The following is a 17,020-nucleotide window of genomic DNA, read 5'->3' as shown; positions in this document are numbered from 1 at the left end:
ATTTGATATGTTGTGGTCTAATTGCATATTTGGGTATGGAATTATGAAAAACTCCACCCATAAGTGAATGGAGTTTTTTAATACACAATTTTATGCTTGACAACGCACTAGATTTATGCAAAAAGTGGATTATTGCAGTAAAGGAGTTGTGTTTTTACCGTTAGTTGACGCATCCGCAATTGCAGCTTGAGCCGGTTCTGTGGAAAGAACCGCTACAACTGGAGCAACTTTTGAAATAGATTTTTTATTTCTTTTTCCATTAGAGCCGCCAGCTTTGGAATACTGTATACTGTTTCTGCCGTAGATAGTTGCAACTCCACTTAGCATTCGTTCAGACATTTCGGAGAGGGCTTTATCCATCTGGATTATTGTTTTACGCGATTCTTCAAGATTGGATACAAGCGTGTTATGAGCTTCTAACGTCGCACGGGTAGTATTGATGAGGTGGTTGTAGGATTCAATGTTTAATCCATATCCTAAATCCAGATTTTCATCAACGGATTTAAGCAAGGCGAGACGAAGTTGGGCTTTGTCAACAGCAGCAGAACTACGAGTTCTTAAAGACATGAGATATCCTTTTTTTTAAGATTTCCTTTTTCAACATAGTGGAGTATCCTTTTGCCTGAAATGGGTAGTTTTGTGGATTTATTTCATTAAAAGTTCAACGAAATAATTACGAGTTTGTCTGTATTTTTACTCATTTTTCATATCTATTTGTTGTTTGAGAATAAGTGCAATCAGCAATTGCGATCGCTAAATCAACAATTGCGATCGCTAAATCAACAATTGCGAACTCCAAATCAGCAATTGCGAACTCCAAATCAGCAATTGCGAACTCCAAATCAGCAATTGCGAACTCCAAATCAGCAATTGCGAACCCCAAATCAACAATTGCGAACCCCAAATCAACAATTGCGAACTCCAAATCAACAATTGCGAACTCCAAATCAACAATTGCGAACTCCAAATCAGCAATTGCGAACTCCAAATCAGCAATTGCGAACTCCAAATCAGCAATTGCAAACTCCAAATCAGCAATTGCGAACTCCAAATCAACAATTGCGAACTCCAAATCAACAATTGCGAACTCCAAATCAGCAATTGCGAACTCCAAATCAACAATTGCGAACTCCAAATCAACAATTGCGAACTCCAAATCAACATTAGAAAGGGGAAAAAAGAAATTTAATCGTATACACAAGTCGAATTACCCCCCTTAATCCCCCCTTCGACAAGCTCAGGCATCGCTTATAAAGGGGGGAAAAAAGAAATCTATCTAGTTCCCTCCCCTTTATAAGGCTGCGGTGTACACACAAGTCTGAAATAGCTGATGAACCAAGGTTTTACCCCACCCTAACCCTCCCCTTTACAAGCTACGGTGTACACACAAGTCCAAGTAAAGTAATAAGGGAAGGAGTTGTGGGGAGAAAAAGGTGATGGAAAATCCAATCAAAAGACACGCGCAAGCAGTTGAGGGAAAAGCATTTGGAGACCCGCGACTCTCTAAAAGGGGGCAGCATTGTACGAAGCTTTGGGAAAAAATCAATCAGTGAGCATTCGCCAAATAAGTAAAAATAGAGCCGAACAAGTAGGATACTATCGGTTTTTGGAGAATGAGAATGTGACAGTAGGGGAATTAGTGCGAAGCCTATCAGACGAATGCGTAACTCATGTAGAAGGAAAGCATATATTAGCTATCAGTGATACAAGCGAAATTAACTTGCAGTCTCATGTAGGCAGGTTGAAAGCAAAGGGTGTCGGTGTAGTCGGAAACAACACGGATGTAGGATTTTATATTCATCCAACACTAGTATTAGATGCAGCAAATGGATTTCCCTTGGGGATAAGTACAGTACAACTGTGGACGAGAGATATTAACCATCAGGATAAGCATGAGCGCAATTACAGCCGATTACCAATAGAAAAGAAAGAATCATACAAGTGGCTACGTTCTGCCGAAGAAACGCAAAGATGTTTAACTATTGGCAATGCCAAAATAGTGACTCACATCGCCGACCGCGAAAGCGATATGTATGAGGAATTTGCTACAGTCCCAAATCAAGACAATCATGTGTTGGTGAGAGCGCGCATTGACCGTCGCCTTGTGGGAAAAACCCAATCACTTTATACATACTTAAATGAACAGCCCAGTGAGGGTACTTATACAGTCAATGTGCCGTCAGATGCACGCCAAAGTAGAACAGCAAGGGAGGCATTATTAATTGTTCGCCGTGCGGTAGTGAAAATTCAACGTCCAGATAAGTTGAATGGGCAAGATTATCCCCCTAGTGTGACACTTTACGCAGTGGAAGCAGTTGAAGTCAACCCACCATCAGGTCAAGCACCGATTCATTGGCGATTACTCACTACCCACCAAGTCGTTTGTTTAGAACAAGCACTACAGGTGATTCGATGGTACACATGGCGATGGCGAATTGAACAACTGTTTGCCACACTCAAAACTGCCGGATTAAATCTCGAAGCCACCCAATTAGAGTCGGTTACCGCCATTCAACGATTAACTATATTAGCCTTGTCTGTTGCTGTGCGAATTTTACAACTGATTGGTGGACGGGATCATCCTGATTTACCGGCAAATATTGCTTTTTCTCATGAGCAACAGCAATATTTATCTACTATTGCTCCTACTTTAGAAGGTAAAACTCGACTGCAACAAAATCCCTATCCTCCTTCAACTCTTGCTTGGGCGACTTGGATTATCGCTCGGCTTGGTGGTTGGTCTGGTTACAAATCCCAAAAACCTCCCGGTATTACTACTTTGAGCCGCGGACTTGAGCAATTTGAATCCACCTTTTTTGGCTGGAAGCTCGCTCTGGGCAAACTTGTGTGTACACCGTAGCCTTTATAAGGGGAGGGTTAGGGTGGGGTAAAACTTTTACAAGGGGAGGGTTAGGGTGGGGTAAAACCCCGGTTTGTAGGTTACGCAGCGTACACAAGTACTAAAAATCTCATTGCTTAAGGAAACTTAACCGTTTTTATACGCAGATGAATATACTCTCTGCGTATTTTTTACGAAAAAAAGATTCATCCCAATGTATATTTCTGCATTCTTTTGGGAATCATAAATCGAGGAAGCATGATAAATCACAAAATATGACTTCCTGAAATATCACGTAACTTTTAGAGGATAATTATGTCTAAACGCAAGTTGCCCAAAGGCCGTAGTGTTAGTTCAGTTGCTCTAGAACCAGAAGTGGCGATCGCAATTCTTGGGTTATTTTCCGCTGCGGCTGATGGTGAAGGTATTTCTTCCACAGAAGAATATGCTTTGAGTGAATTTCTCGGTCGGGTTGACTTATTTGAAGATTACTCTGAAGAAGACTTTGAAGAATTGACCGAAAAAGTCGTCAGCTTGATTGAAGAAGAAGAACCAGAAGATTTAATCGCTCAGTCTATTGAATCCTTACCCAATAGAGGTTATCGGGAAGCTGCATACATTACAGCTATCTTAGTAGTAGGGATTGACGAAGAAGTACCTGAAAGCGAACAAGATTATATCTCTGAACTTCAAGAAGCCTTAAATATTTCAGACGAACGCGCACAAGAACTCATAGACGCAGTGTTCGGAGAAGAAGACGAAGAAGAGGAAGAAGAGTAATATTTTTTGACTTGCAACCCCATACCATTTTGGATTTTAGATTTTAGACTTCGGCTGCGCTCAGTCGAACGATTTTGGATTGTGAAATCTCCATTAAATAAGTGTTTCAGTTTTCCATCTGTCGCAATCATTTTTCAAATTGGTATCAGTCATCTACCATCTTTAATTTGGGGTTGCTAATTTAGAATATGAAATAATTTTGTTTGAGTTAAGTTGTTCAGATTCCCGGCTTCATGAAGAAGTTGGGAATTTTGCATTGTATCAAAATTAACATTTTTCAGATAAAGGTAAAATATCCTTGAGCGATCGCCATTCAACTTTCACATCACGTTATCATCGGATCTTGGGGAATTTCCGTGCATAACTCGATAGCATCTATGACTGCCTCTCACTCCGAAACTCCATCTACCAAGCCCGATGCAAGTACTTTTATTTCTGACCATCTACAGGTGGATCGCAGTAAGCTAAGTCAAATGTACTTGCATTATGTCGAGACGAAGGATAAATATCCTCACGCGGTATTGCTGTATCGGGTAGGAGATTTCTTTGAATGCTATTTCCAAGATGCTGTCAAACTAGCGCAAGAGTTGGAATTAGTTCTCACTAGTAAGCAAGCTGGGGAACAGGGACGGGTGGCGATGTCTGGTGTTCCACATCACGCTTGGGAACGCTATGCGACGATGCTAGTAGAAAAAGGCTATGCAGTAGTAATTTGCGATCAAGTGGAAGATGCTTCTGAAGCTGCTGGGAGATTGGTGCGGCGGGAAGTAACGCGCATTCTGACACCTGGCACTTTGCTAGAAGAAGGAATGCTCAAATCCAGTCGCAATAATTACTTAGCAGCAGTAGTAATTGCCGCAAATCATTGGGGTTTAGCTTATGCAGACATCTCTACAGGAGAATTTCTCACGACTCAAGGTAGCGATTTAGAACATTTGACTCAAGAATTAATGCGCTTACAACCTTCAGAGGTGTTAGTTCCGACAAATGCGCCCGATTTAGGTAGTTTGCTGCGTCCGGGAGAAACTTCGCCACATCTTCCTGAGTGTTTGCCACCATCATTTTGCTATAGTTTGCGATCGCAACTTCCCTTTTCTCAAGGAGAAGCTAAACCGAGATTATTGCAGAAATTTAAAGTGCGATCGCTCGAAGGACTCGGTTGCGATCGTCTTCCTCTCGCTGTTCGTGCAGCCGGTGGTCTTCTGGAATACCTGGAAGATACCCAAAAAGAAAACCCTGTCACTCTTCAAAGACTCCGCAGCTACACTGTCACCGACTATCTAATTGTTGACAATCAAACCCGTCGTAACTTAGAAATTACCCAAACCGTTCGGGATGGCACTTTTCACGGTTCCCTACTTTGGGCATTAGATAAAACTAGTACAGCAATGGGTGGGCGGGCTTTGCGGCGATGGTTGTTGCAACCGCTACTCGATATTAAAGGCATTCGGGCACGTCTTGATACCATCCAAGAATTGATGGAAAATACACCCCTGCGTCAAGATTTGCGGCATTTATTAAGGCAAATTTACGATCTAGAACGCCTCACAGGCAGGGCGGGTTCTGGTACAGCTAATGCTAGAGATTTAGTAGCTTTGGCAGATTCTCTCTCACGCTTACCGGAATTATCCAACTTAGTAGTTGAGACGCGTTCTCCATTTCTCAAAGCTTTGCAGAAAGTCCCAAGTGTGTTGGAAGAATTGGCACAAAAGTTACACGCACATCTTGTAGAGTCGCCACCCATACTAATTAAAGAAGGCGGATTGATTCGCCCCAGTGTGAATCCCCTATTGGATGAAAGAAAAGCAACTGTAGAAGCAGACCAGCAGTGGATTGCCAACTTGGAAGTTGATGAAAGAGCTAAGACAGGAATTTCCACACTCAAGGTAGGATTTAACAAAACCTTTGGTTATTACATCAGCATTTCTCGCACCAAAGCCGACCAAGTACCCGCTAATTATATCCGCAAGCAAACCCTGACCAATGAGGAACGTTACATCACCCCTGATTTAAAAGAACGAGAAGCCCGGATTTTGACGGCGCGAGAAGATTTAAATCAGTTGGAATATGAGATTTTTACAGCGTTGCGGGAAGAAGTAGCACAAGAGGCAGAAGTAATTCGCAATCTGTCTCGTGCAGTAGCGGCGGCGGATGTATTGTGTGGTTTGGCGGAGTTAGCGGTACATCAAGGTTACTGTCGTCCCGAAATATTGCCAGGAAGAGAGATAAACATTGTTGATGGTCGTCATCCCGTGGTGGAACAGTCTTTACCTGCGGGATTCTTTGTACCGAATTCGACACAATTGGGTCAAGAGTCGTTAGCAGATAACGAAGAACAAATAACAAATACTTCGACTACGCTCAGTACAAGTGACAAAGGACAAAGGACAAATGACAAAGGACAAAAGACAAATGACAATCCCGATTTAATTATTCTGACTGGGCCAAACGCCAGTGGCAAAAGTTGTTATTTGCGTCAGGTGGGATTGATTCAGTTAATGGCACAGATTGGTAGTTTTGTACCAGCTAGATTTGCCAGATTGGGAATATGCGATCGCATTTTTACTCGTGTCGGTGCAGTAGATGATTTAGCGACTGGTCAATCTACGTTTATGGTGGAGATGAATGAAACTGCAAATATTCTCAATCATGCCACATCTAGATCGCTGGTACTATTAGATGAAATTGGTCGCGGCACAGCAACATTTGATGGTCTTTCCATAGCTTGGGCGGTGGCAGAATATATAGCAGTGGATATTCGCTCGCGCACAATTTTTGCCACTCACTACCACGAGTTAAATGAACTGGCTAGCATTATCCCGAATGTGGCTAATTATCAAGTGACGGTGAAAGAATTACCCGACCAAATTATCTTTTTGCACCAAGTTCAACCAGGAGGTGCTGATAAGTCTTATGGAATTGAAGCGGGAAGATTAGCGGGTTTACCAGCCGTAGTTATTCAACGGGCAAAACAAGTGATGGGGCAAATTGAAAAACACAGTAAGATTGCGATGGGGCTGCAAAATCTTGATGGGTAAGCAAATTTGTAGTAAGGACTTTAGTCCTGATTTTCTAAACACTAAAGTGCTTACTACAAACCGAGGTGTTAATTACTGCCTAAAAATTTCTACTTTTTTTAACACCACTTCTTGATTCGGACGATCTCTAGTTGTAGGCACATTAGCAATCTTGCTAACTATATCTAGACCTTGGACAACTTCACCAAAAACACTGTGATTGTTGTCAAGGTGAGGTGTTGGTGCTTCTGTAATAAACCATTGCGAACCATTAGTACCGCGTCCGGCATTAGCCATTGACAGGATACCTGCACGAGTGTGTCTCAATTCAGGATGAAACTCATCTTCAAATTGATATCCTGGACCACCAGTACCCCATCGGTTGGCTGTATCTAGATAACGACTCAGAGGATCGCCACACTGAATCATAAAATTAGGGATGACCCGATGAAAGCGAACTCCATCATAAGCTGGAGTTCCCTTACCAGATTGACCAGTTTTAGGGTCTTTCCAGTCGATTGTTCCAGTTGCTAGACCGACAAAATTTTTGACGGTGTTAGGAGTTCGCTCTTCTTCCAAACGAACTACAATTTCACCCAAGGAAGTAATTAAACGAGCGTGCAGTGTTCCATCACCGGGAATATTAATTTCTGGAAAGTTCATTAGATATCCTATTTTAACAAGTGCCAGTGTTTGAACTATATAAGTTTATCAGCATTCAAGTTACCGCCTTTAGACATAACAAAAAACCTGAAGGCAGGAAACTTGAGCCAACAAATATTTTACTCAGGCAAATTTATCGCTGGATTCCGGCTAAAGAATCCTCTAGGGACTAACTTAAAGCCAACTCGGTGAACAGGCATCACAGGCCAATCTTCTGATCGCGGAATATGAGTTACGCCCATTGTGTACCACATTACGATATCTTCACCCAGCAAAGACTCATTGTCTGAGATATATTTTGGTAAACCCTGTCCAGGTTGAGTTTGGTTCGGATAATCGCCGCCAGCATAAAGTTCAGTAGGTTTATATTTTGTTACCCAGAGGTGATGAGTTGCGAATTTTGCCCTTTCCCGGATTTTTGAGCCTTCCACAGGGAAAAATATCGAGTTTCCTTCAGGCATCAGCATATATCCAGGTGCAACACCGAGAGTATTCTTTTTGTCTGCACTAACAATCATCCATTCCCGACTGCTTTTCATATCCAAATCGCGTACAGCAGCCGTTTCTTTAGCTAGTGGGGTTTCTGCAAGTGCGATCGCATTTCCTAAAGGATTTTTCTCATGCATCGGCAAAGCTTTCACATTCATTTCCATCACAGAATTAGCTTGACCATCGACATCGAAATCTAGCCGATAGTTGAAAAAATGCTGATGATTTACTCCAAAGATATTCTTAGCAATTAACCGACCATAAGAATCGTCATCAGATGGCTTTTGGGCAGCCGTTCCCTGGGCCAATACAATACCCGTTAATTCATTTTGGACTTCCAAAGTCCCATCTTGGTGAAAGATCCAATTGATGCTGTAATCATAGTTATCAATGGCTACCGTCATCTTCATCACTAATTCTCGACTGCGACGGACATCATTACGCTGAGTATTATATTCATAGTGTTTCCACAGCATTCCGTTGTCGCGCTCGTAGATACCGATAACCCCTGGTATTTGATAAGGTTCTCCCTGTTCATTAGCAAATACAGCATTTAACAACAAGCCATTTTCAGGAATTTCTTTACCTAATTCCATCGTATTTGCTAGTAAACCTAAGTTATATTCTCCAACATCAAAGGCATTTCTAAATGACCAAGTAGGCTTAGGATCGCCATAAGGTACTACCATTTCTGAAAGGCTAGCACGGTATAAAAGTGGTCGAATGTTTTCCCCGTCTTTGTGTGTCACTTGGTAGAGCATTAATCCATTGCGAGGATGCATTGAATAGCGAAACTTCCAACCTTGCCAGCTAATTTCATTGTCTGCGATCTGGAAACTTCTACCATTAGGTTGGAGTATTTTTAATGCTTTAAGTGGTGAAAGTAATTTACCCAAGGATTTGAGATCGTAATCCCAGTTTTCTTCAGAGAAAGGTATGTTTCCTCTATCAACAAAACTAGCAATTTTACCCGTATTCAAATTGACTGTTGCTAAAACTCCTTCGATGGGACTACCGTAATAATTCCAGCTTTTACCTTTGTAGTAAGATAAGCCGCGACAAAGACGATTACCTGTTGCTTCTTCCTGTTCGCTGAGAATTCCTGGTGCCCACCAACTGATTTTAACTCGATCGAAATCGGTAATTCCCCGCCTTTGCATCGCTTTTTGCCATCGGGGATCGGCTTTAACTACCTGAGTTGCTAGTTCATATTCTGAATTAGCGATCGCAGGTTGAACAGACGGTATTTCTTTCCAAGAACTTAAGGTTTTGCTTGTCAGATCAACAATTCCTTCAAAGGTTTTGTTTTCTGATCGCTCATAGATTACCAAAAAAACTTTTCGCCCAAAAGCTTTACCAGGTGTAAATTTTATAACTTCTTCTTTATCTGGTTCTTGTAAAGCAATAAGTGGAAAAGCTGCCATTTCGCTCAAAGTTTTTTCTCTTTGGATGACAGAAACGGCTGTGTTAATTTCTACCTCAGTTAGCGAAGTGAGAGGATGGGAAATCGAAGGCTGTTGAGCCGTCAATTTTTCCATTAATCCGATTGAGATAAAAATGACAACAATGATGGCAATAGCTAGCCACAAAAAACGCTTTAGCCGCTTAATCATCTTTGACGTTTTTACAAAAGACTTATAGTTATCTATTTCCAAGCCTAAGATTCAAACCCGATAAAATATAGAAGCTAAAGCCAAATTAATTTGCCAACAGAGTCCCCGATTGTGAAACCCAATATATTCCTTGATTTAATTGATGTAGCTCATAATTGCTCGAGAGAGGTTAACTGGATCGACATCAGTGAAGAACAGTAATATGGATGACGATCAATTCATACGTGAGGCAGCAGAGCGTTTTACACGCTCTTGGTCTCAAAGGCGGGGTATTCAGTCGATCGATCGAAATGCTGCCGTTGTACTCGTGAAAGTACCATTAAATCAGCTATCTGATGCCCTTGCCGAGAAAGCGATCGAATCTCAACGCAATGTGATGGGAGCGGAAATCGAAGTTTCAGGCACTTGTGTGTTCGCGTATCAACTAGTTGGACACCCTTGGTCGATTATGATTTCTGGCCTAAGCCTACTGTCTCATCCATCAATTTTGGAATCAAGCGAGTTAGCTCAACTTTCAAAACAATTAGGACAAACAGTTATCAGGCTACTTGTAAGCGACGGTGGAGGCGAAGACGGTTATGACTTGTTTGAAGGTGGAGAATTGGTTGAATACTTTAGGGGGGTAGATGGTAAGTTAAGTGATGATTCTAATGAATATGGGATTCAATCGCAGCGATATCTATTGCCGTACCCAGACGATCTCGATGATGACGAGGACTCCGAAGCCCAACCAACAGCATACTTCTGGTCGCGTCGTCGCCAAGTAACAGCCGAAGAGATTGGCAATATTTGGCATTTTATATGTCAGTTTATGTTTGATTATGATGCGTTCGATCCTGCCATTGACTCCAGGTATTTACTAGGAGAATACTTTCTGAGGTGTGGCCGCTATCGAGTTCAAAATCCAGGCTTCACTTTAGTTTTTGGTTATGACGAAGATGGGCGTAGGCAGGAAGTCACTTCTGTACCTGATTTAGCTAGGGTCGATTACTTCAGATTTGGAAATTGATCTGCTATGGAATAAATGTATAAAAATGCAATAGTTTGGCACAACAGGTACTGAAGAACCAAATAAATTATCCAAAATTATTTGTACATTTGTAGGGGCGTATTGCAATACGCCCTGAAAGCCCCCGATCTCGCGTCGCTCAATCTAAAATCCAAAATCCCAAATCAAAAATTATTTGACGCTTCAGCAATTAAGCAGAAACCAAACGGCGTAAAGATTCAGCACGACGTTTAGCAATAGAGTTATTTGGAGCAAATTTAAGTGCTTCTTCGTAACTTTGTAACGCCTGAGTAGTTAATTTTTTCTTTTCGTAGGCATGACCGAGATTATTCAATCCTGTTACGTAGTCTGGTTTAGCTTTTAGGGCTTCTTTGTACTGACGAATTGCTAAGTCATATTGCTCTTGGGTGAAATAAACATAGCCCAGCCCGTTATAGATGGGGGCGATATTTTCTTCTCCCTCTTCTTGGGCAGCTTTGAGAGCTTTTTGAAATAGCGCGATCGCTGGAGAATACATTTTTTTTTCTGAATAAATACTGGCTAACTCATAATATTCTTGAGTCGTACCCTTTTCTTTCTCTAACTTCTTTCGCAATCTTGCAAAAGAGCCTTCAACCTTGCGAGTTTTGAAAATCTGGCGAAAAACACCCACGGCTGCAATTGTGAGTGTAACCACCAAAATTGAGAGATAAACAACGGCTAGACTGTTATCCATTACTGCAAATACAAATATTATAAAGTTTGTTATTTGTCCTTTGTCCTTTGTCCTTGGTTATTTGTTAATGACCAATGACCAATGACTAATGACCAATTTACGGTAAACCCCAATATTGAGAGCGTTGCTGGAGCCAACCTTTTTCTAAATAACGAGCGATCGCTTGATTCACATTTCGTCTAAACTCATCGTACTGCAATCCTTTGGGCATTACTACACATAAGGGTTCAGTTGATAACTTAGTTGGCAGTAACCGATATTGAGGATATTGTTGCACCCAACCGCTTAGAACACTAGCATCTGCGGCGAAGGCGGCGGCGGCATTATTTTCTATTTGCTCTCGCGCTTCTATATATGAATTCACTCCTACTAACTCGGCATTTGGCACATAGTACCGCACTTGAGCAATAGTGCTGGAGTTATTGAGTACGGCAATCTTTTGTTTTGATAGATCGCTCAACTGCTGAATTGAGGTATTTTTTGTAACTAGTCTAGTGCCATCTAAATAGTACGGAACACTGAAACTAACTATGCGGCTGCGAGATTCGGTTGCTGTGACTCTAGCGATCGCAAAATCAACTTTCTTGTCTAAAACTACAGACAGGCGATCGCGATTCGCTACAGGTTGAAATTTTACAGCTTCGGCTTTACCAACCAAGTCAGATGCCAAACGCTTGGCTAAGTCAATTTCTAAGCCTTGCAAATTTCCGTTGTCATCTTTAAATCCTAAGGGACGCAAGTTATCTTTCACGGCAACATTTAAATAGCCCCGCTGCTGAATTTCTGACATTTCGGCAGCAGATGCAGTTAATCCCGTCCCTACTAGAGAAAAGCAAAAAATCCAAAAGATAGTGGCGGATAATACCAGATGTAACCGAGTAATTGCTTGCCGTCTGTTACATCTGTTATACATCCCTCACCACCTTTATCCTTTAGCTTGAAGTGCCAATTCAGCAACTTTGCCGAAACTAGCTGGATCGAGGACTGCCAATTGCGCCAACATCTTACGATTTAGTTGGATATCAGCTTTTTTCAAGTTACCGATCAACTGGCTGTAACTCAAGCCGTGTTGCCTCGAAGCAGCGTTGATGCGGGTAATCCAAAGGCGACGAAAATCGCGCTTTTTCTTTTTGCGATCGCGGTAGGCACTCCGTAGCGCCTTCATCACTTGTTGGTTGGCAGTTCTAAACAGAGTTGAATGGGAACCGCGAAAACCTTTAGCTAGTTTGAGAATTTTATTGCGGCGTTTGCGAGCTACATTACCGCGTTTTACCCGAGTCATAATTTATTTCCTAAAATACTTACAAATATGGGAGCATCAAGCGCACGTTAAGTTCATCGCGTTCGTGTACAAGCGCACTCTTACGCATATCACGTTTTTTGTCAGAAGATTTGTGTTCTAAAAGGTGGCTTTTGAAAGCTTTGCGACGGACGATTTTGCCGCTACCGGTGGCACGGAATCGTTTTGCCGCGGCTTTACGAGTCTTTAGTTTAGGCATGGTCTAGCTTTGATTCGACACGATCCATTATTATATACTATTAAAATTGCTATAACTGCAATTAAATAAAGGATTTAAGCAACGGCGATCGCTCTAGATCGAATTAATTTCACCTATGGATGAGGTCAATATAGTTGAATATGACCCACGTTGGGCGACTTTGTTTACAGAAGAAGCCGAACGAATTTGGCAGGCATTAGGCAATGACTTAGTTGTAGAAATTGAACATATTGGTAGTACCGCAGTACCAGGAATGGCAGCCAAACCAGTTATTGACATCATGGTGGGAGTGCGTTCCTTAGTAGATGCAAAATCTGCTATTTTGGCTTTAGAATCTTTGGGATACGTTTATTGGTATGAAGACCCACGTCCTGGACGAATGTTTTTTGTCAAAGGAATGCCACCATACGGAAAGCAACGTACTCATCATATTCACATAGTCGAAATTGACAGCGAATTTTGGGAGCGCAAGCTATTTTGCGACTATTTGAGAAAGCATCCTGAAGAGGCGAAACGCTACGAAGTTCTAAAACGCGACTTGGCTACAAGTTTTCGGAGCGATCGCGAAGCTTATACCAATGGTAAAAATGACTATATCCGTGCTGTGATGGTCAAAGCACGGTGTAAGGAGATGGGGAAAAGTCAAAGCCATTAGACTTCTTGCATGAATCCTTACCCTCACCCTAAATCCCTCTCCCAAGCTTGGGAAAGGGACTTTAAAATTGACTCCCCTTCTCCCAAAATTGGGAGAAAGGGTTGGGGGATGTAGCTCCGCTTTCCGCAGGGTGGGCAAGTTTTGCATTCGTGCAAGAGGTCTATTGATTATTTAACTTTTTTCAGCAGCGTTAGCTTTGGGATCTAAAATTATTTGCGAAGTGGATTTATTCACATGGTAAATCCAAGATTGCCCTTTAACCTTGACAATTACTTCCCAACCTTCCACGGGGTCGTACTGCTGGGTGCAGACTTCGCCAAAGTTGAATTGGCAGAGATTTCCAAAGGTTTTTGGTGTAGCTTGAGTAATTTTTACATCAGTAATTTCCACCCCAGAACGGCTTGAGGCATCGTTCAAAATTGCATCTGCGATCGCCTTGGGCAATGTTTGTGAAGTACTCACTTTCGGATCTAATATTCTTTGCTTTCCAGATTTATCTACATGGTAAGTCCACGAATCTTGGCGGACTTTGACAACTACTTCCCAGCCTTCAATGGGATTGTATTCCCTAGTACAAACTTCTCCAAATTTAAACTCACAGGGATTACCAAAGGTTTTCGATGTGACTTGGGTAATCTCTAATTCCCGTTTACGTACACCGGAACGGAAAGATGCATCTCCTAAAATTTTATTAGCGATGGTTTTTGGTAACTCGTTTGCTTGGGATTGGGATATTTGAGTGCCGTCTGGGTAAGGAATAGCCCCAGCAGAATTGTTTTCAATGACTCCGAATCCACAAGATAGCAAGCTTGTCAACACTAGCGTCAAGAAAATTCCTCTGGGTGACTGGAAGGTACTTTTAATTACGGCAGATGCTTGGATGATGGATTTCATATATTATGTATTGATTGTTAAAAATTGAACAGATAATATTGCAATTGCAATCATAGTTTGTTTGACGTTGCACTCTTAATTCAGTTTCCTTATAAGAGGTTGTTTGAAAAGTGGTTGGCTATCTATCCCGCCTCGGAATAAATTCCGAGTCTCGTAACGAAAGGCTTCTTTTAGAGGACTAAAGAAGAAATTTAGTTCAGTCCACTTGAGTGGACTTTAGCTATCAGCCCGGAACTTTAGTTCTGGGCGGGATATTTGCTCAGTGTGCGACTTTCACGTGAACAGATATACTTATTTGCTCATTGCCGCTAAATTCACCACACATTCAGGAAATTGACGTTTTAATGCTGGAAACACCGGACAAGGTGCTTGTTCTTGTAAATTGTCTGGTTTACTCCAAGTAAAAGGGGCTTTCTGCGCCGCAGACATCCACAACAAAAGCTTTGCTCGTGTCATGGCCACATAGAGTAAACGATACTCTTCAGATGTTTTCAAATTTTTTGCCACCTCCCATGCTTGACTAACATCCGGTATGATGGATTCTTCGTGGAGAGTAGCGCGAATTTGGGCGCGAGCTACTTCTGATAAAGTAAAGTCGCCTAAAAATTGGCTTTGGGGAGGAACCCAAAATCTGCCAGGAATCAAGTTTTCGTGGAGAAAGGGAAGAAACACATAGTCCCAATCTAGCCCTTTAGCTTTATGCATAGTGATAATTGTCAGTTGACCGCGACGGGTATAACGTTCTTCCGAATCCTCGGTTTCCACTGGTTCAAACCGTTCGGAACTAACAATTTCACTTAAAGCTGACAGCATTCCTCCCATCGAACTATTGCCAGCTATCTGCTGGTTTACCCGTTCTGCGAGTTTATCAGCAGTTGCCAATTCTGCTTGGTCATAATTTAAAGTCAAGGCGAGAAAGGAAATTAGCTGGTAAAGAGGCAATTCCAAACGAGCGCGGAGCAAGCTGCGACACAAGCGGGCAGCTTTTTGTACTGTTTCTGGCTGGGGTGCTGCTAGGGGGCCAGGATACAAAAACTCTTCTGGCAAACTAGCAAGGGCGTTGAGGTCTTGGGTAGGAATTAATTGGCGCTGTACTAATGCTTCTAGGGCTGCTTTGAGGTAATCGGGGGAGTGGGGGCGATCGCAAAATTGCAATAATGCCAAAATCTCTTGAGGAACATGGGAACGGCGATCGCGTTCTCCCACATCGTAAAGTGTAATTTTATGCTCTTTGCACAGAGGTGTCAAAGCTTCTGCTAACCAGCGTCCTTGACGATTTTCTCGGACTAAAATCGCGGCACTATTTTTTGTTGGATCTTCACCAAATAACTCAATTACTCTTTGAGATAACAATTCAACGGTGTGATGAATATCACGCGGGGTATAAAGTTCTAATCCTCGTCCTACGGGTGCGGGGTTGGCGTTAGCTTGCGGATCGCCAACTTCCACAGGGCGAATTGTCTGCAAGCGAAATGGTACTTGTCGGTTGTCAGGAATCTGTTGTTTGTTGTTATTTTTGGTTGTTGCTAACCACTGATTATTGATCCATTTGAGGGCAAAGTTAGCGGCTTCAATGATAATTCTAGTACTGCGACCAGCTCGATCCATCGTTGCCAATCGTTCGATGCGATCGCACTCTTCGCAAAATTGCCGGAAATAAATCGGATCGGCTGGAGTAAAGGTAGAGTTAATCGCCTGGTTAGGGTCGCCAACTCGCACTAGATTGAGTGTTGACTGATGACTGATGACTGATGATTGAGGAGTTATTATTCTCTCCCTGCCCCCTGCCCCCTGCCCCCTGCCCCCTGCCTCCTCTCCCCCATTACTTGCCAAAATTTCTAATAGCTGCGTCTGAAGAGGGCTAGAATCTTGGGCTTCGTCTTCAAAGACGGCGAATATTTGGTTTTGCTCGATGCGGCGGGCGCTGTCGTTTTCTAAAACGCGCAGTGCGGCTAAAATCATATCGTCGTAATCGATAAAATCACGCGATCGCATCAAGTTTTGATATTGCTCGTACAATCCCGCCGCTACACTCAAAATTGCATATTCATCTGTGGTTTGCTTACTCCACTCCCGCAACAATTCTGGCGATATTCCAGAACTTTTTGCTTCATGAATTACCGTATTAGCCAATTCTGGTAATACTTCTGTTCGCAATACCGATTGACGACGCAACCTTTCTGTCTCTTCTCCATCAAATTGATGACCTTCCAATAACCGCAAATATACATCTGGATTATTTACAATCCATTGTTCTACAGCAGTTCTGATCAAGCGGTGACTTTGGGTGGGTGTAATTAATATGACATTTTCTAACTCTAAACCTGACAAATCAGAATGGCGGTTGGCAATGTTCAACGCTAGACCGTGTAGGGTATAGACAAAAAATCCTGTTTGAGGTAGAGATAAATCATCTCGTAAAAATTTACGAATCTTCGCTTTAATATTGGCAGCAGCGGAGCGAGTAAAAGTAACGACTACCAACTGACGGCGGGAGGATGAACGCTCATATTGACGAGCGATCGCGATCGCCGCCGCCGCCGCCATTCCAGTAGATTTACCTGCACCAGGAACGGCTGAAATCGCCAAAGGGCCAGATTGCCAATCAGCCATTTGCTGCTGTCCAGGGCGGAGACTGTTGCGGATGCGTGCTATGGCTTCTGCCCGTAGGGATGACACAGGCAAAAGCCCAGACAATTCTGGGTGGAGTGATTCTGGAGGTAAAGCAGCAGTAAAATTAGTGTCTGACATTATAAAATTTTATATTTTAAATTTAAGATTTAATCCAAAACCGCAGATATCAAAAATCATTGTTGTTTATCTGTAGTGACAAATATTTAATTGCAA

The 17,020-nt window shown here is 42.3% G+C and carries 15 protein-coding genes; 6 read left to right on the top strand and 9 right to left on the bottom strand.

Annotated elements, in window-relative coordinates; translation table 11 throughout:
- Positions 1–129 precede the first annotated feature (129 nt).
- Positions 130–567 (bottom strand): hypothetical protein, encoded by a 438-nt coding sequence (locus tag ACR5KR_RS17075; RefSeq protein WP_448267294.1) that lies wholly within the window; start codon positions 565–567, stop codon positions 130–132.
- Positions 568–714: 147 nt separating this feature from the next.
- On the opposite strand from ACR5KR_RS17075, the gene ACR5KR_RS17070 reads away from it, so the two are divergent.
- The 4 genes from ACR5KR_RS17070 (at position 715) to mutS (ending at position 6,657) form a co-directional block, all read left to right on the top strand.
- Positions 715–1,167: a hypothetical protein gene (locus tag ACR5KR_RS17070; protein WP_448267293.1), complete on the top strand. Its 453-nt coding sequence runs from the start codon at positions 715–717 to the stop codon at positions 1,165–1,167.
- A 364-nt stretch (positions 1,168–1,531) separates the two neighbouring features.
- Complete coding sequence (locus ACR5KR_RS17065) at positions 1,532–2,860, top strand: IS4 family transposase (protein WP_448270096.1); 1,329 nt, start codon at positions 1,532–1,534, stop codon at positions 2,858–2,860.
- 294 nt (positions 2,861–3,154) lie between these two features.
- Entirely contained in the window at positions 3,155–3,619 is a 465-nt protein-coding gene (locus ACR5KR_RS17060) for a tellurite resistance TerB family protein (protein WP_445631330.1), read from the top strand.
- A 377-nt stretch (positions 3,620–3,996) separates the two neighbouring features.
- Positions 3,997–6,657, top strand: coding sequence for a DNA mismatch repair protein MutS (mutS, locus tag ACR5KR_RS17055; RefSeq protein ID WP_448267292.1), 2,661 nt, complete (start codon positions 3,997–3,999; stop codon positions 6,655–6,657).
- Positions 6,658–6,729: 72 nt separating this feature from the next.
- Here mutS and ACR5KR_RS17050 read toward each other — a convergent pair whose 3' ends face one another.
- Together ACR5KR_RS17050 and ACR5KR_RS17045 are read right to left on the bottom strand one after the other, a co-directional pair.
- Entirely contained in the window at positions 6,730–7,299 is a 570-nt protein-coding gene (locus tag ACR5KR_RS17050; protein ID WP_448267291.1) for a peptidylprolyl isomerase, read from the bottom strand.
- A 119-nt stretch (positions 7,300–7,418) separates the two neighbouring features.
- Positions 7,419–9,401, bottom strand: coding sequence for a primary-amine oxidase (locus ACR5KR_RS17045; protein WP_448267290.1), 1,983 nt, complete (start codon positions 9,399–9,401; stop codon positions 7,419–7,421).
- A 202-nt stretch (positions 9,402–9,603) separates the two neighbouring features.
- Between ACR5KR_RS17045 and ACR5KR_RS17040 the strand changes: the two genes are divergently transcribed.
- Positions 9,604–10,410, top strand: coding sequence for a hypothetical protein (locus tag ACR5KR_RS17040; RefSeq protein ID WP_448267289.1), 807 nt, complete (start codon positions 9,604–9,606; stop codon positions 10,408–10,410).
- A gap of 190 nt (positions 10,411–10,600) precedes the next feature.
- Here ACR5KR_RS17040 and ACR5KR_RS17035 read toward each other — a convergent pair whose 3' ends face one another.
- From ACR5KR_RS17035 to rpmI, 4 genes are all read right to left on the bottom strand, one after another.
- Positions 10,601–11,125 carry a tetratricopeptide repeat protein gene (locus ACR5KR_RS17035; RefSeq protein ID WP_448267288.1) on the bottom strand — a complete coding sequence of 175 codons (525 nt, stop codon included), beginning with the start codon at positions 11,123–11,125 and terminating at the stop codon, positions 10,601–10,603.
- A 97-nt stretch (positions 11,126–11,222) separates the two neighbouring features.
- Entirely contained in the window at positions 11,223–12,038 is an 816-nt protein-coding gene (locus ACR5KR_RS17030; RefSeq protein ID WP_448267287.1) for a transporter substrate-binding domain-containing protein, read from the bottom strand.
- Between the two features lie 12 nt (positions 12,039–12,050).
- A complete protein-coding gene (rplT, locus tag ACR5KR_RS17025; RefSeq protein ID WP_289795542.1) occupies positions 12,051–12,407 on the bottom strand; it encodes a 50S ribosomal protein L20 in 357 nt (118 codons plus the stop codon).
- Positions 12,408–12,426: 19 nt separating this feature from the next.
- The gene (gene rpmI / locus ACR5KR_RS17020) at positions 12,427–12,624 is read right to left on the bottom strand and encodes a 50S ribosomal protein L35 (RefSeq protein WP_445631336.1); all 198 of its coding nucleotides are present in this window, start codon (positions 12,622–12,624) and stop codon (positions 12,427–12,429) included.
- A gap of 115 nt (positions 12,625–12,739) precedes the next feature.
- On the opposite strand from rpmI, the gene ACR5KR_RS17015 reads away from it, so the two are divergent.
- Positions 12,740–13,279 (top strand): GrpB family protein, encoded by a 540-nt coding sequence (locus ACR5KR_RS17015; RefSeq protein ID WP_448267286.1) that lies wholly within the window; start codon positions 12,740–12,742, stop codon positions 13,277–13,279.
- 171 nt (positions 13,280–13,450) lie between these two features.
- Here ACR5KR_RS17015 and ACR5KR_RS17010 read toward each other — a convergent pair whose 3' ends face one another.
- Both ACR5KR_RS17010 and ACR5KR_RS17005 read right to left on the bottom strand, forming a co-directional pair.
- Entirely contained in the window at positions 13,451–14,173 is a 723-nt protein-coding gene (locus ACR5KR_RS17010; protein WP_448267285.1) for a hypothetical protein, read from the bottom strand.
- 291 nt (positions 14,174–14,464) lie between these two features.
- Positions 14,465–16,924 (bottom strand): ATP-dependent helicase, encoded by a 2,460-nt coding sequence (locus ACR5KR_RS17005; RefSeq protein WP_448267284.1) that lies wholly within the window; start codon positions 16,922–16,924, stop codon positions 14,465–14,467.
- Positions 16,925–17,020 lie beyond the last annotated feature (96 nt).

This window comes from Nostoc sp. DSM 114159, assembly GCF_053470285.1.
The sequence above is the reverse complement of the archived record's forward strand: the minus strand, read 5'-3'. Positions and strand labels throughout refer to the sequence as shown.